Source organism: Streptomyces sp. NPDC107546 (assembly GCF_055639175.1).
Genome location: NZ_JBVKBA010000032.1, coordinates 33,746 through 54,679, shown reverse-complemented (window position 1 = coordinate 54,679; position 20,934 = coordinate 33,746). Strand labels below are relative to the sequence as shown.

The 20,934-nt window shown below is 70.1% G+C and carries 18 protein-coding genes, 2 pseudogenes and 2 riboswitches; of the genes and pseudogenes, 6 read left to right on the top strand and 14 right to left on the bottom strand.

Features of this window, described 5'->3' with window-relative positions; all coding sequences use genetic code 11:
- Positions 1–178: 178 nt before the first annotated feature.
- Positions 179–287, bottom strand: a riboswitch (SAM riboswitch).
- 38 nt (positions 288–325) lie between these two features.
- The 11 genes and pseudogenes from ACZ7L1_RS32060 to ACZ7L1_RS32010 all read right to left on the bottom strand — a co-directional run.
- A pseudogene (locus ACZ7L1_RS32060) lies at positions 326–616 on the bottom strand (glutathione S-transferase family protein); the annotation flags it as partial.
- A 381-nt stretch (positions 617–997) separates the two neighbouring features.
- Positions 998–1,330, bottom strand: coding sequence for a 4Fe-4S binding protein (locus tag ACZ7L1_RS32055; RefSeq protein ID WP_471442166.1), 333 nt, complete (start codon positions 1,328–1,330; stop codon positions 998–1,000).
- Positions 1,327–2,931, bottom strand: a complete 1,605-nt coding sequence (locus tag ACZ7L1_RS32050) for an FAD-dependent oxidoreductase (protein WP_471442164.1) — start codon at positions 2,929–2,931, stop codon at positions 1,327–1,329. Before ACZ7L1_RS32050 ends, ACZ7L1_RS32055 begins: the two co-directional genes overlap by 4 nt.
- Before the next feature lie 27 nt (positions 2,932–2,958).
- On the bottom strand, positions 2,959–3,771 hold the full coding sequence (locus ACZ7L1_RS32045) for an ABC transporter permease (RefSeq protein WP_471442162.1): 813 nt from the start codon (positions 3,769–3,771) through the stop codon (positions 2,959–2,961).
- On the bottom strand, positions 3,768–4,550 hold the full coding sequence (locus ACZ7L1_RS32040) for an ABC transporter ATP-binding protein (protein WP_471442161.1): 783 nt from the start codon (positions 4,548–4,550) through the stop codon (positions 3,768–3,770). The genes ACZ7L1_RS32045 and ACZ7L1_RS32040 overlap by 4 nt, the downstream gene beginning before the upstream one ends.
- Positions 4,543–5,877 (bottom strand): LLM class flavin-dependent oxidoreductase, encoded by a 1,335-nt coding sequence (locus tag ACZ7L1_RS32035; RefSeq protein WP_471442159.1) that lies wholly within the window; start codon positions 5,875–5,877, stop codon positions 4,543–4,545. The genes ACZ7L1_RS32040 and ACZ7L1_RS32035 overlap by 8 nt, the downstream gene beginning before the upstream one ends.
- A complete protein-coding gene (locus tag ACZ7L1_RS32030) occupies positions 5,874–6,932 on the bottom strand; it encodes an aliphatic sulfonate ABC transporter substrate-binding protein (RefSeq protein WP_471442157.1) in 1,059 nt (352 codons plus the stop codon). The genes ACZ7L1_RS32035 and ACZ7L1_RS32030 overlap by 4 nt, the downstream gene beginning before the upstream one ends.
- Positions 6,933–6,979: 47 nt before the next feature.
- Positions 6,980–7,711: an ABC transporter ATP-binding protein gene (locus ACZ7L1_RS32025; RefSeq protein ID WP_471442155.1), complete on the bottom strand. Its 732-nt coding sequence runs from the start codon at positions 7,709–7,711 to the stop codon at positions 6,980–6,982.
- Positions 7,708–8,604: an ABC transporter permease gene (locus ACZ7L1_RS32020; protein WP_471442153.1), complete on the bottom strand. Its 897-nt coding sequence runs from the start codon at positions 8,602–8,604 to the stop codon at positions 7,708–7,710. Before ACZ7L1_RS32020 ends, ACZ7L1_RS32025 begins: the two co-directional genes overlap by 4 nt.
- Positions 8,601–9,497, bottom strand: coding sequence for a TauD/TfdA dioxygenase family protein (locus ACZ7L1_RS32015; RefSeq protein ID WP_471442151.1), 897 nt, complete (start codon positions 9,495–9,497; stop codon positions 8,601–8,603). Before ACZ7L1_RS32015 ends, ACZ7L1_RS32020 begins: the two co-directional genes overlap by 4 nt.
- Before the next feature lie 836 nt (positions 9,498–10,333).
- Positions 10,334–12,574, bottom strand: a complete 2,241-nt coding sequence (locus ACZ7L1_RS32010) for a 2-oxoglutarate and iron-dependent oxygenase domain-containing protein (RefSeq protein WP_471442149.1) — start codon at positions 12,572–12,574, stop codon at positions 10,334–10,336.
- Between the two features lie 558 nt (positions 12,575–13,132).
- Between ACZ7L1_RS32010 and ACZ7L1_RS32005 the strand changes: the two genes are divergently transcribed.
- The 6 genes from ACZ7L1_RS32005 (at position 13,133) to ACZ7L1_RS31980 (ending at position 18,266) form a co-directional block, all read left to right on the top strand.
- Positions 13,133–14,239, top strand: a complete 1,107-nt coding sequence (locus ACZ7L1_RS32005; RefSeq protein ID WP_471442147.1) for an LLM class flavin-dependent oxidoreductase — start codon at positions 13,133–13,135, stop codon at positions 14,237–14,239.
- Positions 14,236–15,636, top strand: a complete 1,401-nt coding sequence (locus ACZ7L1_RS32000) for an NtaA/DmoA family FMN-dependent monooxygenase (RefSeq protein WP_471442145.1) — start codon at positions 14,236–14,238, stop codon at positions 15,634–15,636. Before ACZ7L1_RS32005 ends, ACZ7L1_RS32000 begins: the two co-directional genes overlap by 4 nt.
- Positions 15,637–15,727: 91 nt before the next feature.
- Positions 15,728–16,651 carry an LLM class F420-dependent oxidoreductase gene (locus ACZ7L1_RS31995; protein ID WP_471442143.1) on the top strand — a complete coding sequence of 308 codons (924 nt, stop codon included), beginning with the start codon at positions 15,728–15,730 and terminating at the stop codon, positions 16,649–16,651.
- Between the two features lie 69 nt (positions 16,652–16,720).
- Complete coding sequence (locus tag ACZ7L1_RS31990) at positions 16,721–17,545, top strand: DUF1684 domain-containing protein (protein WP_471442141.1); 825 nt, start codon at positions 16,721–16,723, stop codon at positions 17,543–17,545.
- A gap of 88 nt (positions 17,546–17,633) precedes the next feature.
- Positions 17,634–17,748: riboswitch (SAM riboswitch) on the top strand.
- A 19-nt stretch (positions 17,749–17,767) separates the two neighbouring features.
- Positions 17,768–17,899 (top strand): putative leader peptide, encoded by a 132-nt coding sequence (locus tag ACZ7L1_RS31985; RefSeq protein ID WP_471442139.1) that lies wholly within the window; start codon positions 17,768–17,770, stop codon positions 17,897–17,899.
- 241 nt (positions 17,900–18,140) lie between these two features.
- Complete coding sequence (locus tag ACZ7L1_RS31980; protein ID WP_471442137.1) at positions 18,141–18,266, top strand: hypothetical protein; 126 nt, start codon at positions 18,141–18,143, stop codon at positions 18,264–18,266.
- 10 nt (positions 18,267–18,276) lie between these two features.
- Here ACZ7L1_RS31980 and ACZ7L1_RS31975 read toward each other — a convergent pair whose 3' ends face one another.
- The 3 genes and pseudogenes from ACZ7L1_RS31975 to ACZ7L1_RS31965 all read right to left on the bottom strand — a co-directional run.
- A complete protein-coding gene (locus ACZ7L1_RS31975) occupies positions 18,277–18,438 on the bottom strand; it encodes a hypothetical protein (RefSeq protein WP_471442135.1) in 162 nt (53 codons plus the stop codon).
- A gap of 50 nt (positions 18,439–18,488) precedes the next feature.
- Complete coding sequence (locus ACZ7L1_RS31970; RefSeq protein ID WP_471442196.1) at positions 18,489–18,869, bottom strand: AbfB domain-containing protein; 381 nt, start codon at positions 18,867–18,869, stop codon at positions 18,489–18,491.
- Between the two features lie 72 nt (positions 18,870–18,941).
- Positions 18,942–20,706: pseudogene (locus ACZ7L1_RS31965) on the bottom strand (family 43 glycosylhydrolase); the annotation flags it as partial.
- Positions 20,707–20,934 lie beyond the last annotated feature (228 nt).

Here is a 20,934-nt window from a genome sequence, read left to right as displayed (position 1 = left end):
AGCCCCGACAGCGGGCACGGCCCGGTGCGGTACACAGTGCGCTGTTCACGCGGAGCAGATCGACGGCACGGTCGGCGACGAGCAGGTTCGCATACGGCCGTACGCAGCCCTGCGGGCGGCGCGTCGCCGTCCTGGGAGCTGCGTGCATGGCGTCACCGTCACTCTTCCGGCCCTGGGGGCCTCGCGCTTACCGAAACTTCATCGGTCGGGTCGTCACCTGGGGCACCCCACCGCGGCGCGAGGGTTGCCGGTCAGCAAGCCAGGGCTTGACGCTGACACTCATGACCGTTCTGAGCCGTAATTAAGACAACGGCCCGAACATATGTCAACGGCGGTCCACCAGATGGAACGGCCAGAGGGCGGCGTAGGCCGTCCAGTCCAGGATACGGATGGCCGCTCCGGAGTCCTCCAGGCCCCGGCAGTGGGCGCTGTGGCGGCGTTCGATGCCGTCGAGGTCGAGGTGGCCGCCGAGGGCCGGGTGAACGGCCAGGCGGCAGCCGTGGGCCCACAGCGTGGGATGGTCGGCGACGCGCTGGACGGCTGCGGCATCCAGGTGATCGCGGTGCACGGTGTCGAGCTGGACCAGGGCGACCCACAACTCGACATCGGCGGCGGAGCGCAGGGCACAGGTTTCCCATAGCAACCGTCGGGAGGCGACGGTCTCCTGTGATGGAACTCGCACCGATGTCCTCGGCCGGGTCGGGGCGCCCGAGGACATCGCGTGGTGCGCGGTGTATCCGGCGTCGGACGAGTCGGCGTGGGTGACGTGCCGACGAGCAGCGTGCTCACTGCTGAAGGCTCACACAAAAGGGCCCCGCCGGCTCTCGCCCGCGAGGACCCTTCGCACCGTCGTGACCACAGGATTTGAACCTGCGACCTTTGCCCACTTTTGCGGATCGTCAGAGTGGCGTGCGACAAGTCAACCTTCGAGGTCGGTGTCCAGCGTCCTCGGCCGAGTGAGGAGTCTGGGTGTTGAACCTGCGCCGGCTCAGGCCGGTCAGTCCGGATACTCCGGTCCGACCGCGGTGCGGGCACCGAGCGTCCTTCCCCTGCCCCAGCCGAGTTCACGCCGGTATCCGCCGAGCAGACCGGATTCCTCGAGCTGTGTCACATCACGGAAGCGCGAGCCCGGAGCGACCGCGGTCACCAGCGGGGCGACGAACAGCGCGTCGGTCGGGCAGTACGCCTCGCACTGGAAGCAGGTCTGGCAGCTGTCCTGTCGCGCGATCACCGGAACGCCGTCGGCGCCGCGGTCGAAGACGCGCGTCGGGCACACCTCGATGCACCGGTCGCAGGCGATGCAGCGGTCCGGCTCGACGATCTCGATCATGCGGCTCGGCCTCCGATCGTGACCAGTGCCCGCGACGCCGGCTCGGGAGTGCTCCAGACCTCGTCGAGCCCACCGGTGAGCAGCCGATAGTGCTGGGCCGGATCCTGCGTCGGCTTGTCGGCCCGCTTGCGCATACCGCGCGATTCGGTGCGCTGCAGTGCCGCGTGGTACATCCAGCGGCCGTGAGCCACCATCGCGGCCGCTTCCCTGGCCCGGAAGAGCTCCTCACCGCTCGCCCCCAGCCCTTCGCGGATCGCGGACCACGTCCCGTGCAGCGACCGCAGAGCCGGCTCGAGACGGTCCGCGTGCCGCAGGTAGTTGCGGTCGTACGGCAGGACCTCACGCTGTACGGCGGCGACGACCTCACGATGGCCGACGTTCACGGCACCGGTCGGGCGAAGGCCGGCCGTCCCCACGGACCGCAGTCGGCTGCCCGGTCGGCCCCGCCGGTTGGCGAACACGGCGGCGCCCCGGCCCGCCCAGCTGCCCGAGGACGCCGCCCACGCGGCGTTGTGGCTGCCGCCTCCGGTGAAGCCGCCGCAGATCAGCTCGCGGGTCGCGGTGTCGCCGGCCGCGTACAGACCGGGGACGTCGGTCGAGCAGTCGTGGTCGGCGATGCGCACACCACCCGTCCCGCGTACCGTGCCTTCGGCCAGCAGAGTGATCTCGAACAGGTCGGTGAAGGGGTCGATGCCCAGCCGGTCGAAGACCAGGAAGGTGTTCGGCTGACCCTTGCGCATCGCCCGCTGTTCGTCAGGGCCGGCTCGGTCGAGCCGGGCGTAGACCGGCTCCGTGAGCAGCGTCCTCGCGATCACCGACCGGCCGCGGGTGCTGCCCGCACCTTCCAGCACCGAGCCGTCGGCGCGGTAGAAGGTCGCCCAGGAGTAGTAGGCGGTCTTGGTCAGCGACGTGCCTTTCGGGGCGATGGCGTAGGCGTTGGAGAACTCCATCCCCGACAGCCGCGCCCCCGCCTCCACGGCCAGCAGCGCACCGTCCCCGGTGTTGACGTCGCAGCCGAGGGTCTTGGAGCGGAACGCACATCCGCCTGCGGCGAGCACGACCGCCCGCGCTTCGATGCGGACGGTGTCGCCCGTCGTGCGGTCGAGCGCCTGCGCGCCAGAGACGACGCCGTCGGCGTCGGTCAGGAGCTCCAGCGCGGGAGTGTGGTCGAGGATGCGGACGCCGAGCCGCCGTACCCGGGTGCGCTGCCGGCGCATGTACTCGGGTCCCTGAAGGTCGCCGCGCAACTGACGGCCGTGGGCGTCGACGGGGAACGGGTAGCGCTGGATGCGGGCGAGTTCGTCCATGCGCGCGTGGGTTTCGTCGAGGACGCGCGCCATCCAGTCGCGGTCGGCGAGGAATCCGCCGAGCGCCTCGCGGCTCGCCATGGCGCCCTCCCGCAGTTCGGGGACGTCGTCGACGTACCAGATGCCGGTGCCGACGGAGGCGGTCGCTCCGCTCGCGCCCGTGTAGCCCTTGTCGGCCAGAACGACGTCGGCACCGGCCTGAGCGGCCTTGATTGCGGCCCAGGTGCCCGCGGGGCCGCCGCCGATCACCAACACGTCGGTGGACAGGGTCTGTTCCGGTTCGGTGCTCGTCATGACGTTGCGTTCCTTCCGTTGCGGGGTTCAGGGCTTGAGGCGACCGGTGCCGAACATCGCGGCCGACCAGGCCGTCAGTACCGCCGCGAGGGCCCAGACCACGGCGAGGGCCCAGTCCGCGCCGACGTCGCCCTGGCCGAGGAAGCCGATCCGCTCGACCTGGACCAGCCAGAAGACGGGGTCGAGGCGGCTCAGGACGTCCCAGAACTGCGGCAGTTGGTGGACCGAGTAGAAGACGCCGCCGAGAAGGCCCAGCGGCAGCAGGATGATCGATTCCATGGAGTAGACGTGGTCGAGGGACTTGGCGTGGCCGCCGGCGATCACGCCGACCTGTGCGGCGACCAGGAGCACGCCGAGTGTGCCGAGCAGCAAGACGAGGGGCCGGGCCGGGGTGCCGCCGTGGGTGAGCGGCAGTGCGACCGCCAGGACGCCCGCGCCCACGACGACGCCTCGGGCGATGCCGCCGCCCACCAGCGCCGCGTTGATCTCCCACCACCTGAGCGGGCTCGCGAACACGTCGTTGATGTACTGGTCCCGGCGGGCCTCGAACAGGCTGGTCGTCCCGTTGAAGAAGCCGACGTTGACGATCGCCTGGGTGAAAAGACCGGGCACGATGAAGCTGCCGTATCCGATGCCGTCGATGGTGTCGACGTGCTGTCCGAGGGCCGACCCGAAGACGACGACGAACAGCACGGTCGACATTACTGGGCCGACGATGCTGTAGCGCCAGATGGTGAGGAAGCGCAGGATCTCGCGCTCCAGGAGCCACAGGAACGGCGCGCGCTCCGCCCGGAACGGCTCGTCGTACGCCGGGAGGGCCGGGGCTTCGGTGCCGCTCACGAGGCGACCTCCTCCGCCGTGATCACCCGGTCGTAGACCTCCGAGATGTCCCGGGCGGCGTACCGTTCCCGCAACGAGGCCGCGGAGCCGCGGTCGACAATCCGGCCCGCGCGCAGCAGCGCGATCTCGTCACACAAGGTCTCCGCCTCCTCCAGGTAGTGCGTGGTCAGCAGGACGGTGGTGCCCGCTGCGTTGAGGCCCTTGACGACCCGCCAGATTTCCGAGCGCAGCTCGACGTCTACGCCGGCCGTCGGTTCGTCGAGGATGAGCAGACGGGGGCGGTGCATGAGCGCCCGCGCGAGGACGAGGCGCCGTTGCATGCCGCCGGACTGTTCATAGGCGCGTACGTCGGCCCTGTCGTCGAGGCGGAACAGGGCGAGCAGTTCGTCAGCGCGCCTGGCGGCGGCCTTCCTGCCGATGCCGTGGTATCCGGCGTGGTAGATCAGGATCTGCCGGATGGACAGGAACCGGTCGACGTTGATCTCCTGTGCGGCCAGGCCAAGGAGCCTGCGGGCCTGACGGCTGCGGTGGTCGTGGCCGAAAACGGAGAGGGTGCCGGCGGTGGGGCGGACGATGTTGCACACCGAGCCGATCAGGGTGGTCTTCCCGGCGCCGTTCGGGCCGAGCAGGCCGAAGAAGGAGCCGTCCGGTATCTCCAGGTCCAGCCCGGCCACCGCGATGAAGCCGTTTTCGTAGGTCTTGCGGAGCCCCTCGACCCGCAGCGCGGGCGGACTCCCGCCGCTCCGGGAAGCGGTGGGAGTCGCGAGCGGGTCAGCCATGGAACTGGTTCGCCGGGACCGGGAGCCCGTAGTGCTCGCGCAGAGTCGTGCCCTCGTACTCCTCGCGGAACAGCCCCTTGCCGCGCAGGATCGGCAGCACGTGCTCGACGAAGGCCGCCAGGCCCGACGGCAGGGCGGGCGCCATGATGTTGAACCCGTCCGCGGCACCACCTTCGAACCAGGCGATGATCGTGTCCGCGACCTGCTCCGGCGTGCCGACGAACTCGAAGTGACCACGCCCGCCGCCGAGCCGGGAGATGATCTGCCGGACCGTCAGCTGCTCGCGCACCGCGAGTTCGGTGATCAGGTCGGAGCGGCTCTGCGAGCCCTCCAGCTTCGGCCTGGCGAGGATGAAGTCCGGCAGGGGCGCGTCGAGTTCGAAGACCGACGGCTCGGTCTCGAACACGGCGGCCAGCTGACGCAGCCCGTACTCCGGAACGCGCAGCTCGTCGAACTGCCGTGCAAGCGCCCGGGCCTCCGCCTCGGTCGACCCGATGTACGGGACGATGCCGGGCAGGACGATCACGCCGTCCGGGTCGCGGCCCGCGGCCCTGGTCCGCGCCTTGATGTCGGCGTAGAAGGCGGCCGCGCGCTCGTACGTCGTGTGCGCAGTGAAGATGGCCTCGGCGTGGCGGGCCGCGAAGTCCTTGCCGTCCTCGGAGGAGCCGGCCTGGACGAGCAGCGGGTAACCCTGCGGTGGGCGCTCGACGTTGAGCGGGCCGGCCACCTTGAAGTATGTGCCCTGGTGGCCGAGCCGGTGCAGCCGCTCGGGGTCGGCGTAGCGTCCGGTGGTTCTGTCCGCGACGACGGCCTCGGACTCCCAGCTGTCCCACAGCGCCTTGGCGACCTTCAGGAACTCGTCGGCGCGGGCGTAGCGTTCGGCGTGGCCGGGGCGGTCGTCGAGGCCGAAGTTGGCCGCCTCGTCGGCCCCTGCCGAGGTGACGATGTTCCAGCCCGACCGGCCCCCGCTGACGTGGTCGACGGAGGCGAGCCGACGGGCGAGGTTGTACGGCTCGTTGTACGTCGACGACACGGTCGCGATGAGGCCGATCCTGCTGGTCGCCTGGGACAGCGCGGTCAGCAGGGTCAGCGGTTCGAGCTGGCCCGGCGGGCGGAACTCGCCGGTGCCGATGAGGGCCGGCCCGTCCGCGAGGAACAGCGAGTCGAACTTCGCGCTCTCGGCCAGCTGCGCCAGCTCGATCCAGTGCCCCAGGTCGAAGTCCGCCCGGGGGTTGCTGTGCGGAAGCCGCCACGCCGCCTCGTGATGGCCCGCTTCCATGAGGAAGGCGTTGAGGTGAAGCCGCCGCCGTCGTCGTCCCCCGCTCATGAGGTGACCTTCAGCTTGGAGCTGTCGTAACCGGCCGGGAGGAGGTTGTCGGTGATCGACTTGACGTCGACCTTCTTGGTGATCTGCCCCGCCTCCAGGAAGGCGTCGGCCAGCTTCTGCTCCAGCTCGATGTCCGCCTGCTCCACCGGCGTCACCCGGTTCGAGTAGGCGGCCAGGGACGCCTTGGCGTCGGCCAGCGGGATGCCCTGCTCCTTCGAGAGCGCCTGCGCGTACCTGTCGGGGTTCTTGACGGCCCAGGCGAACTCCCGCGAGAGCCTCTTCAGGACGTCCGTGAGAGCAGCACGCTTGGTCTTGTCCTTCAGCGAGGTGTCACTGGCGACGTAGTAGCTGCTCGTCTGGTCGATCGGCGGGAGACCCTTCACCAGGATCCGCGCGCCGTTCTTGACCGCGATCGCGGACTGCGGGTTCCAGATCGACCAGGCGTCCACCTTGCCGGTGTTGAACGCCGTGGCGCCGGCCGCCGGGTCGAGGAAGACCAGCTTCACGTCCTTGGGGGTGAGGCCGACGCTCTTCAACGCGTTCAGGGCCAGACCGTGGGCCGAACTGCCCTGGGGAACAGCGATCTTCTTGCCCCTGAGGTCGGCGGCCGTCCTCAGCTTCGAGCCGTTGGGCACGATGATGTTCTCCACCGCCTGGTCCGGCGTGAGCGAACGGTTGACGGCGACGACCTTGAAGCCGTACTCCTTCGCGGCACCCGTGATCGGCGGTACGTCGCCGACGCTGCCGAGGTCGATGTCGCCCGAGGCCGCGGCCTGCACGAGCGGCGGGCCGTAGGTGAACCGGGCGAACTTCACCTTGTAAGGCGCGTTGTCGAACACGCCGGTCAGCTTCGCCAGCTCCTGGCTGCCGTCACCGCCGTTGTCGCCGATCGTGAAGGTGTACTTGCTCCACTCGGGGTGCTTGGCGTCGCTCGCGTCGGCGGCGTTGCTCAGCGGCGCGGCCGTGTCCGACGAGGACGATCCGCAGGCGACGAGGGTACCCGCCAGGGCGAGCGAGCCGACGGCGCCGATGAGTCTGCTGGTTCTCTTACGCATGGGATGTGGTGTGCTTTCTGTGCTGAGTGAGGGTTATGGGGGGAAGGTCAGTGCTGGCCGGCGAGTCCGAGGTCGTCCAGCAGCCGGGCGCGGAGTTCCTCGCGTGCGACGCTCGCTTCGCGGTCCGCGGCGGAGAGGTGCACCTCGTGCGAGGTGCCGATGCTGCCATTGCTCATGACGACGATGCGGTCCGCCAGGGCGATCGCCTCGTCGACGTCGTGGGTGACCAGCAGCATGGCCGCGTGGTGCCTGGTTCGCAGGGCTCGTACAAGGTCGTGCATGCGCAGCCGTGTGATGGCGTCCAGGGCCGCGAACGGCTCGTCGAGCAGCACCAGTTCGGGCTCCGAGACCAGGGCCCGCGCGAGCGACACCCGCTGGGCCTCGCCGCCGGAGAGCTCCCTGGGCCACGCTTTCTCACGCCCCGAGAGCCCGACCTCGGCGAGCACATCGAGGGCCCGCTGTTCCGCGTCGGGTCCGTGCAGGCCGAGCGTGACGTTGCGCAGGACCCGCTGCCACGGCAGCAGCCGGTCGGCCTGGAAGACGATCGCACGCCGCGCCGGGACCTCGACCCGCCCTGCGTCGGGCCGGTCAAGGCCGGCGAGCAGTCGCAGCAGGGTGCTCTTCCCGCAGCCCGAGGGGCCGAGCAGGATCACCAACTCCTCGTCGGCGATGGTGAGGTCGAGGTGGTCGAGCACCACCCGGTCACCGAACCGACGGACCACCTGCTCGACGACGACCCCGGTCTGCCGACGGAGCTCCGTCGCGATCGTGCTGCTCATGACGCCTCATAACTGGGTCGCCACCGCAGCAGCACCCGCTCGAGAACCCGGACGAACTGGTCGGCGAGCAGACCGAGGAGCGAGTAGATCACCAGCCCCACGAAGACCTGATTGGTCTGGAGATAGGTCTGCCCCTGAGTGATGAGGAAGCCAAGTCCCTTGTCGGCGTTGACCGTTTCCGCGGCGACCAGGCCCAGGACGCTGTACGCCAGGGAGAACCGCAGGCCGACCAGGAACCCCGGCAGGGCCCCGGGCACCAGCACCCGCGTCACCAGGCGCCAGGTGCCCGCGCCCGTCGTCCGCGCCATCTCGATCAGACGCTGGTCGACACCCCGGATCGCGGAGAACAGGTTGAGATACATCGGCACACCGGCTCCGAAGGAGATCAGCAGCACCTTCGTGAGCTCGTCGATGCCGAACCACACGATCATCAGCGGGAGCACCGCGAGGAGCGGGATCGTGTTGAGCACCTGCACGAGGCCGTTGAACAGGTACTCACCGCTGCGCAGCAGCCCGCCCAGCACCCCGGTGACGATGCCGACCGTCAGCCCGATCGCGAGACCGATGCCGGCCCGCTGCAACGAGATGGCCAGGTCCGGCCCGAGGACGCCCTGCTGCCACAGATCGGCGGCGGACTTCACGATCGAGGTCGGCGCCGGAGCGTAGGTCTTCGCCAGTACCCCCAGCCTGGCGAGGATCTCCCAGGCGACGAGGATCACGACCGGGGTCGTGTAGATGCCCAGCGGCCAGCGCAGGCGCTCGCGGAGCGCGGTGAGCGGAGTCGTCCGGCGGCGGGCGTCGCGCGGCAGGAACACCTCACGCTCGCGCGCGCTCGTCGTCTCGGCGGCCGGGCCCTTGGTAACGGCCAGGGCCGGGACGCGGACTTCGGTCATGCGGCCACCGCCAGCACGCTGCTGTAGTGCGAGGCATCGCCGACGAGCTGCTCACTGCGGCGGCCGTCGACACCGGCCGGCACCTCTCCGGCGACCGTCACCCGGTTGAGGCGGCGCGGATGATCGTCGTAGTTGTCCACCCCGTAGTGCTGGGTGATCCGGTTGTCGAAGATCAGCAGCTGGTTCGGGGACCAGGTCCAGCGCAGGATGTTCTCCGGACGCGTCACGTACGACTGGAGGAGGCGCAGCAGATCGGCCGAGTCGCTGCTCGACAGGCCGACGATCCGCTTGGCGAACCCACCGATGAACAGCCCGCGTTCGCCCGTCAGCGGATGCACCCGTACGACCGGGTGCTCCGCCTCGTACGGCGTCGACACGAAGGCCCGGTCGTACTCCTGCCGCTGTGCGGTCGTGGCCGCGGGGCGGGCGTAGTCGTACTGGTTGGTGTGCACGACGCGCAACGTGTCCGCGAGGGCGCGCAGTGGTGCGGGCAGGTCGCGGTAGGCCGCGGCGGCGTTGGCGATGAGCGTCTCTCCGCCATACGGCGTGGTCACGATCGACCGGAGCGTGGTGAGCTGCGGCGGGTTGATCACGAAGGTGACATCCGTGTGCCACTCGTTGGCCTTGGACGTCTCGCTGTCGACGGCGAGCACGTTCGTCGTGCCGTCGGCGGCCGGCACGTTGGGGTGGGCGGTGGTGAGTTCGCCGAACCACCGGGCCACGCGCTCCTGGCCGGCGTTGTCGAGGTTGACGTGATCGAAGACGATCGCCTTGTGCTCGTTGAGGGCGTCACGGAGGGCCGTGACCGTCGAGAGATCGGGGGTCGCCGTGAGGTCGACGCCCTCGACGACCGCGCCGATGCGGCCGGTGAGCTTACGGATGGACACAGGCATGAGGGAGTCCTTCTCGGGAGGAAGTGGGCGCACAGCTGAGAGCTGGGTGCTCGGTGCGGAGAGCGGAGAGCGTGAGTGAACGGCCGACTCGCGAGCCGATCGAGGGGAGATCGGGCAGTCGGTGCGATGGCGACGCAGGGGAGACCGAACCTCAGCCTGTGCGGAGCGCGCGGAAGAGGTGAGGCCGGAGGAGCAGTCGCTCAGGAGGCGGACACGGCGATCCCACAGGGCGGCGCTGCATTACGGGCGGTTTCGGACCGCCTCCGCACGACGCGCACCGTCGGTGCGCACCGGTTGCCGCCGGGGACCACTTACCGGGTCAGCGACAACAAAACGCGCTGGAGACGTGCGCCAGATCGATGTGGCGCCGCCGAGTGAGCTCCACGCGCGGGTTCATGGCACGGGAGTTCAGCAGAGGTCCACCACGTTGGTCAACAACTTTCCGGACAGGTCTCGCATCGCGGACACGTGACCGGCGTGGACGCTGCGCGCAGACGTTGGCCCCTGACGCGCGCGTCAGGGGCCAACGTCTGCGCGCCCGCACCGGCCGGTCGTCCCGCTCGGCCCGCTTCGCTTCTCCCGATCAGGAGCCCCCATGGCCACTCCCTGCCGTCCGCCACCCGCGAGATCCGGCTCGTCACTGCCCCTGAGGGGCTGCCCGGCCCCGCTCCGCAACAGGAGTCCGTCCGCGCCGGAATCGACAACCCGCACGGGACACCGGGTGCTCAGGTGACCGCCGAGGTACAGGCTCAAGTGCAGTACGCGTCCGGGTTTCATGTGCATGCGAATCCTGGTGTCAGTGGGAGGAACAGGCTCGCGGCCCGATGCACCGAGGGTCAACGCGGCGCAAAGAGCCCTCCAGCGTTCTGCAGGACGTACCGCGCCACGTTCGTGCCGAGCGTGATCCCCGCCTCGTCGGCCGACCGGGTGTGGATGCCGGAGAAGACCCGGGCGTCGACGTTCTCGTCCGAGAGCTGCTTCCAGGTGGTGTAGGTCCGGGTCACGCCCGGCGCGGTGGGGCTGGGCAGTTCGAACGGGGCGGTACGCGGACCGACAAGCGCCGACAGGACGGTCTGCGCGGCGCCCGCGTAGGTGTTGTGGCCGCTCGGGTAGTCCGGATACGCCGGGGTGGTGTGCAGCGGCGTCCAGTCGGGGTCGGGGTCGATGGTGTCGGTGCGGATCGCGGTGACGGGACGCCAGCGTTCATAGGCGTACTTGCTGTCGGAGGTGGCGATCTGCGTGTCCACCAGCGCCACATGGAACAGCGCGACCAGCCGCGCCTGCCCGGCGATCCCCTGATGTGTGCGGGAGAGCGCCACACGCAACGGCTCGGTGTAGAGGGTGAGGGAGGAGCCGAGCCAGAAGGTGGCGGTCTCGGTCTGGCGGGCGCTGCGCACCGCGCTGTCGACGGCGCCGTAGGCGCGCACCTCCGCGAGGTCGGCGGCGTAGCGCTCGGAGTCCAGGGCGGGCGGCGGGGCGAGCCGGAACTGGCTCTGCGTCCTGAGCAGGAACGGCTTGGCGAGCCGGTTGCCGTACTGGGCCGCCGGAGCGTACGCGGGCGGCGTCGGCTGCCAGACGCCCGGCGCCGCGGGCTTCACCGGATAGGGCGCGTCGACCGAGGCGGGGTCGAGACCGTCGTCCTGCCTCGACGCGAGGACGACGTCCGCCTGCCGCTCTCCCGCCACGACGCCCCGTTCCTCGGCCGGGCCGTCGGGAATCGCGTCGAGGGTCTCCTTGAACGTCGCGTCGAGCTGCTCCGTTCGGCTCGGGGCCAGCGTCACCAGCGCGCGGTGCACAGCCCCGGCGAGCGCCGCCTCCTGATACGCACCGCGGTCGACACCGGCGGGCACGCTCTGGGTGGCCCTCGCGGCCGCGAGCCAACTGATGGCCCAGGTACGGCTGTTGGTGATCTGGATGGACGCCCCGGCCGTCGCGATGGTCTCGGCTGTGGCGTCGTACCAGGCGAGAGCCGTGGACGTGCGGCCGGCCGCCGAGGCCTGTGGAACGGCGACGGAAGCGCTCAACAGCACCGCCGTGCCCAGGGCGACTAGGGCGGGCCGGGTTCTGGTCGAACTCACGTGTTCTCCTTGGGTTTCAGTGGGGTGAGGCTGCCGACGGGGTACGGCACCCGCGCCACGGGCGGTCAGGTCGTCTCCTTGGGGCGGGGGCCCACTCCGGCGCGTTTCGCCGGCGCGAATGCCGCCGGTCGTGGGGTCGGGGACGGCACCGGAGTGGACCTGGCGTGTCTCGAAGGCCCAGTCGGTCGTCGAGTAGCGGTGGAGGTCCGACCGCGGACTCACGACCCGGTGCTGAGTGGCCTTCAGGTATCCCCGGGTGGCGATCTCCAGCATCTCTCCGATGTTGAACACGAAGGCGTCCGCCACCGGCACCGCGTCGATCCACACCCCGTCCTCGCGCTGCACCTGGAGCCCGCCGACCTCGTCCTGCTGGAGCAGGGCGAGGTAGCCGTAGTCCTTGTGCGCGCCCACCCCTTGGTCGGCGTCCTCGGCGGCGGGCGGAGGATGGTGCACGATCTTCACGTGCACGGCCGCCTCGTCGTCGAACCACTGGTCGAAGTAGCCCTCGTCCTGTCCGAGGGCCGCCGCGAGCGCCCGCAGCACCTCACGGCTCACCCGCAGCGCTTCCGCCTGCCGGCGCAACACGATGTCCTTCAGCTCCGGCAGCGCGGACGGCCATTGATTGGGGCCGATCAGACGCAGGTAGTCGGGATCGTCCGGGCCGGTTTCAAGCGCCGTCCGCTCGGGGCCGATGTCGATCTGCTCCCGCCGGTCGGCGCTGCCCGCGGTGTATTCGGTGCCGGTGCGCGTATTGCCCCGGGACTGAGGCGAGTTGAGGTTCTCGATCTCCAGCCGCTGCTCCTCCGGCAGCGCGAAGAAGTGGCGTGCCGCGCCCAGCACCTCTTCCCGCAGTGCTGCGGGGACGCCGTGCCCGGTGACGTAGAAGAAGCCCACCTCATGTGGGGCGGAGCGGAGTTCGGCGAGGAAGGCGTCGCGGTCGGCGTCCGGGGCGTGGAAGCGGGAGATGTCGATGCCAGGCAGGGCTGTGGACTGGGCCATGGGGGTTTCCTTCACGGCAGGGCGGACGCGTGCGCCTCACAACTGCGCCCGGAGAGCGGCTGTCCGAGGGCAAGAGAAGGCTGCAGGCAGAAAGAAGAAGAGCTTGATCGCGAGCCGTCGAACGGCGATCAGCAACAGACCTGGTCGAACTGATCGGCACGGCGGCTCACCCAGAACGGGTCGAGCAGCACCGTGTGCGCCGGGCCAGTGGTCTTCATGGCCGGATCAAAGCACAACGGGAAAGATGGGTCCACCACGCGTCCCAGCGGATGAGATGCCCCTCCGCCATGGTCGACCTTGACACTCACAGGGGCGGGCGACGTACGTTGAACGGGAAAGTTCCTGACCGGTGGAGGCTTTGATGCACGTACTGGGCGCGGCACCGCGCGGTGCGTGCACCGGTGCGCGGCTCATCACCCGGCGGCATGTCGACTACTGCCGTACCTCCTCCGCCGTCTGTCCTTCCGTACACGCCTGACCCCTGCCGGCCGTCCCGCCGGCTGTCTCGTCGTGGCCCTGTGGCCGCGAGTTTCTCATGTTTCCCGGAAGGAACTCCCATTGTCCGGCCCTGCCCTGCACCTCGCCGTCGAGATCGACGGCGACGGCGCCCACCCCGCGGCCTGGCGCCGCGCCGCCCACTCCCCCGATCATCTGCTCACACCGCGCCGCGTGGCCCAGGTCGCCGCCATCGCCGAGAACGCCGGGTTCACGCTGATCACCCTGGACGACGGCGTGCTGCCGCCCGGCGCCTCACCGGATCCGGTGGGCCGTATCGGCGCGGTGGAGCGGGCAGCCTTCATCGCGGCGTCCACGAGCACCATCGGGATCGCGCCCGTCGTCCCGGTCACGTATGCCGAACCCTTCCATGTCTCCGGCCAGCTGGCGTCCCTGGACCACGTCTCCGCCGGTCGCGCCGGGTGGGTGGTGACGGAGGAGGAGCGTCCCGAGGCGGCGCGTGCCTGGGGGCGGCAGCTGATCGCCGACGCCGCCGCACGGGCCCGGGAATCCCGTGACGGCGTGGAGGTGGCCCGCGCCCTGTGGGACTCGTGGGAGGACGACGCGGTCATCCGGTCCGTGGCCACCAGCCGCTACCTCGACCGCGAGCGGCTGCACTACATCGACTTCACGGGCGAGACGTACGCCGTCAAGGGGCCGGCGATCGTGCCGCGCCCGCCTCAGGGGCAGCTTGTCGTCCTGGGCAGGCCGGACCGGGTTCCCGCCGCACAGCTCGACGTCGCTCTCGTCGAAGGGCGCGAACTCGCGGAAGTCGCCACGGCCGCTGCTGCCGCCGGTACGCCCCGCGTCTTCGCCGAGGTCGACGTGGCGCTGGACACCCCGCAGGCCACGGCCGCCGAGCGCGTCGCCGACCTGGAACGGCACGCGTCGTGGACCGACCGGAGGTGGCTGCGTCACGTCGGCTCGGCGGACCAATTGGTCTCACTGCTGGCTGAGTTGAGCCGTCACGTCGACGGCGTACGGCTGCACCCGCTGGTGCTGGACGAGGACCTGCCCGTCCTCTCCCGCCTCGTCCTGCCGGCCCTGTCCGAGCGACGCCTCGTCGCCCGACCGCTGCCCGGTACGTCCCTGCGCTCGACCCTGGGTCTGGAGCGCCCCGCCAATCGCTTCGCAGCCGCGGCCGTGGCCGCCCAGGAGGATGCCCGATGACCCGCACCGACCCCCTCGACGTCCCCCGGCCACACGCCCAGCTGCACTTCGGAGTGTTCTTCCAGGGCGTCAACCACTGGACCATCTGGTCCGCCCCCGACAGCGGCTCCCAGATCGACCCCGCCTCCTTCCGCCGGGTCGCCCAGACCGCCGAACGGGGCCTGTTCGACGCGTTCTTCCTCGGCGAGGGGCTGCGGCTGCGCGAGGTCGACGGCAGAATCCATGACCTCGACGTGGCCGGACGGCCGGACGCCATCACCCAGCTCGCGGCGCTGGCCGCGGTCACCCGCCAGATCGGCCTGGTCTCCACCTCCAACTCCACCTTCAACGAACCCGCCGATCTGGCCCGCCGCCTCTCCGGCCTGGACCTGCTCTCCGAGGGCCGCGCCGGCTGGAACGTGGTGACCACGGACAACGCCTGGACCGGCGCGAACTTCCGCCGCGGCGGCTACCTCGACCACGCCGACCGCTATCGGCGCGCCGAGGAGTTCCTCACCGTGGCCCGCGCGTTGTGGGACGGCTGGGGGGACGGAGCAATCGCCGACTCCGCGGGTGCACGGGAATGGTCGGTGCCCGGTGCCGTACGCCATGTACGGCACCGCGGACCGCAGTTCGACGTCGACCTCGCCCCGACCCTGCCGCGCAGCGCCCAGGGCCACCCGGTGATCTTCCAGGCCGGGGATTCCGGTGAGGGACGCGACTTCGCCGCCCGCAACGCCGACGTCATCTTCTCCGCGCACGGCAACGACTTCGACGACGCACTCGCCTTCGCCGAGGACATCCGCACCCGCCTGCGCGCCGTCGGCCGACCCGACGACGACCTGCGGATCCTGCCGGGCACCGAGATCATCATCGGCGCCACCGAGGAGGAGGCCCAGGAGAAGAAGCGCTGGATCCGGCTCCAGCAGGTCACGCCCGCCACGGCGCTGGGGATCGCCGGACTGCTGTGGGGCATCGACCTGTCCGACCGCGACGCCGACGGCCCGCTGCCCAAGGAGGATCCGGTCGTCACGGAGAACGACGGCTCCTTCGGCGCCCGGCGCATCGCCGACCCGCGCGCGGTGGTGGCCGAATGGCGGGCGAAGGCGGAGGCGCACGGCTGGTCGCTGCGCGAGACCGTCATCGCGCTCGGCCCGCAGCGCGGGCACGTCGGCACCCCGTCCGGCCTGGCCGACAAGTTCGCCCACTTCGTGCGGCACGGCGCGATCGACGGCTTCAACGTCACGCCTTACCTCATCCCCGACGGCCTCGACGACATCGTCGACCTGCTCGTCCCGGAACTGCAGGAACGCGGGATCTACCGCACCGAGTACACCGGCACCACCCTGCGCGAGCACCTCGGCCTGCGCGCACCCCTCACCCACAGGTCCGCACCGGACCGACGACAGGCGGGCTGAGCCCCCGAGCCGGCCCTTGTACACATGACTGACAAGAAGCTGTCACACGCCGACCGGAATGCAGGTGCGGCCGACGCCCGTTCTGACTGACATGACTGTTGGAGTAGCGCTCAACGCGTCCGACGCGCCGAACCAGGTCGACGCCACCGTCCAACTGGCCCAGGAGGCCGCGGAGTTCGGTGTCACGTCGGCCTGGTTCGGGCAGACCTTCGGCGCGGACTCACCCCAGCTCGCGGCGAGCGTCGGGCGCGAGGTGCCCGGACTGCAGGTCGGCACCTCCGCCATCCCCGTCTTCGGCCGGCACCCGCTGCTCGTCTCCAGCCAGGCCCAGACCGCCCAGGCCGCGACCCACGGCCGCTATCACCTCGGTCTGGCTCTGGGCACGAAACTGCTGACGGAGACGGGCTTCGGCCTGCCTTTCGAACGACCCATCGCCCGGCTGCGTGAATTCCTCACCGCCCTGCGGCAGTTGACCAAGACCGGTACGGCCGACTTTCACGGCGAGCTGCTCACCGCCACCACACCGATCCCGGCGCGGGTACCAGGTGCCGAGAACGGCGTCCCCCTGCTCGTCGCCGCGATGGGGCCGCAGGCTCTGCGGGCCAGCGGCGAGCTTGCCGACGGAATCCTGCCCTATCTGGCAGGACCGCGCGCCCTGGCGGACCACATCGTGCCCGCCCTGAACGCCGCGGCCGAGGCCGCAGGCCGCCCCGCGCCCAGGATCGTGGCCCTGGTGCCCGGCGTGGTCACGGACGATGTCGACGCGGTGCGGGCCAAGGCCACCGAGAACCTCGCCTTCTACGAACAGATCCCATCCTACGCGCGAGTCATCGAACTCTCCGGCGGCCGGCGGGCCGCCGACCTGGCCGTGATCGGCGACGAGAAGACGGTCGAGGCCGAGGTACGCCGTTACCGCGACGCCGGCGCCACCGAGGTCGTGTTCTCGGGCACCGAGATCGCGGGAGAAGCCGATCGCCGACGCACCTGGCGACTCCTCGGCGAACTGGCCGGCTGAGTACACCCGTCCGCTCGACAACCCCCTGTATCCCCTGCCCGAAGGCCCCCGGCACAAAGGAGATCCCCCATGACCACCGAGGCCGCCACCACGGACCTCCACGCCTTCACCGAGACCTGGCTGGAGTGGTACCGAGCTCAGGAGGCCCGGCTCGCCGCCCCGCACGGGTTCCTGGCGATCACCGGCCTGCACTGGCTCGACGACCGACCCCAGCGCTTCCCGGACGCGCCCGGTGCGTGGCGCACCGGCCCTGAAGGCGTCGTCGTAGACCTCGACGACGCCGAGGAATTGGTCGTCGACGGGGCGCCGGTGCGCGGCGAGCACCGCTTCGGCGTGCTTCCCGAGCGCGGCGGCGTCGACGCCCTCTGGGGAGACGCCGTCATCGAGATCGCCAGGCGCGGCGGCCAGGACATCGTGCGCCCCCGGCACCCGGACGCGCCGCTGCGCACGGCTTTCACCGGAACGCCCGCCTACGCCCCCGACCCGCGCTGGGCCGTGACGGGCCGCTACATCCCCTTCGACACTCCGCGGCCGACCACCGTGGGCGCCGCGGTCGAGGGCCTTGAGCATGTCTACGACGCCCCGGGCAGAGTCGAGTTCGAACTCGACGGGCGCCCGCTGTCGCTGACCGCGTTCCCCGGCCACGGTGCGGGACGGCTGATGGTGCTGTTCACCGACGAGACCTCCGGGGTCACCACCTACGCCGCCAACCGGGCCCTGGCCCTCGATCCGCCCGCCGCCGACGGTACGGTCGTCCTGGACTTCAACCGTGCCACCAACCTGCCGTGCGCCTACACGGACCTGGCCACCTGCCCGCTGCCCCCAGCCGAGAACCGGCTGCCGGTGGCGATCGAGGCCGGCCAGAAGATTCCCCGCGAGCGCGGCGGCTCCTGAGCTGGACGCACTCTCGCCCCGACTCCCCATACAAGGCGTCCTTTTGCGCCGTTGGCGTACGACAAGACCGCTCCGTACGATCACGAACGGCATTGAGTGTCAGCGTCAAGCCCTGGCTCGCTGACCGGCAACCCTCCCGCGCGGTGGGGGTGCGCCAGGTGAAAGCCCGCCGGGATCACCGATGATGTCCGCAAGCGCGTGGCCCCGTGACCGGGGCCGGATATGTGGAGGACCGATATGCGGCACGGTGGTGACCTCAGCGCCCGCTTCGCCGGCGCCACCGTGTTCTCCCGTCTCTCGCGCCGGCGTCACATCGACCTCAAGCGCTTGACCAGCTGTCTCTGTCAAGCCTGACGGGCCTTCCCGCCGCTGGTCGCAGTACGGCACCTGTCGTCGCCGCACCCGCCTGCGCCTGATCTCCGTCTGTCTTTGATCCCCCCTTGACGAGCGCAATCCCGGCGGCCAGTACGAGATCCCCGCCAGCTGCTTCCTTGGTCGGGAAGTAGTGGTCGAGCTGCGATCTGCCGGCGATCTGCTGATGCCCGCGGCGCGGCGGAGCTGCTCGTTGTTCGTCGCATGGACTCCCTTTGTGTGGATGAGTTCCGCAGCGTGCTCCACGATGGGGGCGTCGCAGGTGATGGTCGCGGAGTGGGTGTCCAAGCTCACCGCGGACAAGCTCCAGAAGCTGGCCGACCTCGGGCTGGAGTGGGCGGCTGCCTGAAGCGGTGCGGTCAGACCGACCGTCGGTGGCGGGCGAGGGCGGCGTGGAGTTCGCTGTGCAGCAGGTCGGGCAGGGCGGCGCCCGTCACCGGCGGCGCCAGCCAGGACCGGCAGATCGTCAGCGTCCGACCGACGGCCCGCGAGGCCGCGTCCGACCGGCGAAACGGGGTCACATCCTGCCAGGACGTGACCCCGTTTCTGCTGTACGAGCCGCACACGGCGGTCAGGCCCAGGGGCTGACCGGTGTGAAGGAACTGTCGGCGCGGAAGGTGGCGTTGTCCTGGTAGGTGTCGAGGCGCAGCTCGTAGTTGTAGTGGCGGATGTAGCGGCCGGGGTAGTTGTACGATTCCAGGCTGACCGAGCCGGTGGTCGAACCGGGCCGGGCGCAGTAGGTGGCGTCCTTGTTGAAGAGTGCCGTGCCGTTGCTCGCGTCGGCGCGGATCCGGAAGTCCTTGTGGCGCAGGTAGCGGCCGGAGGGGTCACGGAAGGAGTAGCAGCTTCCGTCGGCCAGGCCGGGGACGACGGTGAAGGTGGCGCTCTGCTTGACCGCCGTGGTGCTGGAGGACGTCACCGGGTCGAGGTAGCCCAGGCTGTCCGAGCGCACGACGGCGTAACGGCCGGGGAAGTTGACGGACCGGAGCGAGCGGGTGGTGTTCGTGGGCAGGGCGGTACCGCCCGAGACGGGGTCGACGCTGCTCAGGGTGGGGACGACCTTCTTGATCAGGCCGTCGGTGTCGAACTCCATCTTGTCGACGGTGGTTTCGCGGTGGGTGCCGTCACCGCCGGGGATGGCGAAGCGGTGGTAGGCGATGTACCAGTCGTCGGTGCCCGGCACCTGCACCACGGAGTGGTGACCGGTGCCCTTGATACCGAGCGAAAGGTCCTTCTCCAGGATCACGCCCCGCTTGGTCCAGGGTCCGGTGGGCGAAGAGCCGGTGGCGTAGGCGACCCGGTAGTTCTCGTCGCGCGTGTCGTTCTCCGACCACATGAGGTAGTAGGTGCCCTTGCGCTTGATGACGAAGGAGCCTTCGTTGTAGCCGCTGGGAGTGATCTCGGTGACCTTCGAGGCGTCGAACGAGACCATGTCGTCGTTCAGCGGGACCACGTAGGCGTGACCGTTTCCGAAGTAGAGGTAGGACTGGCCGTCGTCGTCGGTGAAGACGTCCGGGTCGATCATCTGGCCGGCGTAGGCTCCGCGGGCGATCAGCGGCTTGCCCAGGGGGTCCTTGAAGGGACCGGTGGGCGAGTCGGAGACCGCGACACCGATGCTGGTGTCGGCGGAGTAGTAAAGGTAGTACTTCCCGTTCTTCGCGGTCGCCGTCGGGGCCCAGGCCCGGCTGTCGGCCCAGCCGATGTCGGGACCGAGGTCGAGAATGACGCCGTGGTCCGTCCAGTGGACCAGGTCCTTGGACGAGTACGCCTTGAACTGCGTACCGCTCCAGCCCGCGAAACCGTCCGTGGTCGGGTAGATGTAGTACGTGTCGCCGAAGCGGACGATGTTCGGGTCGGCGGTGAGCCCCGGCAGGACCGGGCTCCTCATGATCTGCGCGGAGACCGTCCAGGTCCGCTTCGTCCCGTCGGAGCCGGTCACCTGGTACGTCACGGGGTTGGTGAAGTCGCGCGGTGTGCCGGAGGCCGGGCTGATCGACGAGCCCTGGGGAGAGGGTGAACTGCGGGGCGATCGCGGTGAGGCCGGTGCCCTCCTTCATCGGCAGGGTGATCCTGCTGTTGGCGTCGTCGATGAGGGCGGCGATCTTCCGTGAGGGGTCGGTGACCGTGGCGATGCCCGTGGTGTTCCCGCTGACCGTGAGGACCTCGGCGGGCGTCAGCGCGCGGTTGTAGACGCGGAAGTCGCGCATCTTGCCCTTGAAGAGCTTGTCATTGGTGAAGAGGGACTTGCCGATGTAGTCGGCCGTGGTGGTACCGGACCCGATGGAACCGGGGGTGAGGGTGACCGACGTGTTGCGGGCCACCTCCACGCCGTCCCTGTAGAGGACTCCCGTGGTGCCGGTCTGGGTGTAGGTGACGTGCTTCCAGACCGAGCGCGGCAGCGCGGTGGAGGTCCGAGTGTTCTGCTCGGTGGACGGGGCCCCGGAGGCGATGGCGGTCCGGAAGGCATCGCCGGTGGTGAAGAGGTACCCGTTGCCGGCGCCGTTGCTGGTGTTGCCGAAGCCGTAGAGGAAGTACGGCGTGGCCTGGGCGGCGTCGATCTGCACATCCATCGAGACGGTGATGGAGTTCATGCCGCTCATGATGTTGTCCGGCACCTTGATGTAGGTGTCGGAGCCGTTGAACGTCAGTCCCTCCCCTGTGCCCGACCAGCCCGCGGTGCCGTTGACGGTTCCGTTGCGGCCGTTGCCCGAGGAGTCCACTGCCACGGTGCCCGAGGTCGCGTCGAGTTTGTACCAGAGAGCCAGACCGTCGGTGATATCCGCTGCCTGGGCGGGAGCTGACAGACCGACCGTACCCGTCAGGAGCGCGGCGGCGACCACGGCGGCGACGGCGCTCGGCCGGAATCTTCGGCGGCTCTGAGGTCTCACGCTGTGCATGGGTTCACATCCCCGTGATGAAGACATTCCTGAGAGGGCGGCTCGCGGCCTTGGCCGAGGTGCTGACGTGCCGCCAGAACGACATTGCGCTGCGTGAGTGTGAATTGGGATACGAGTCGG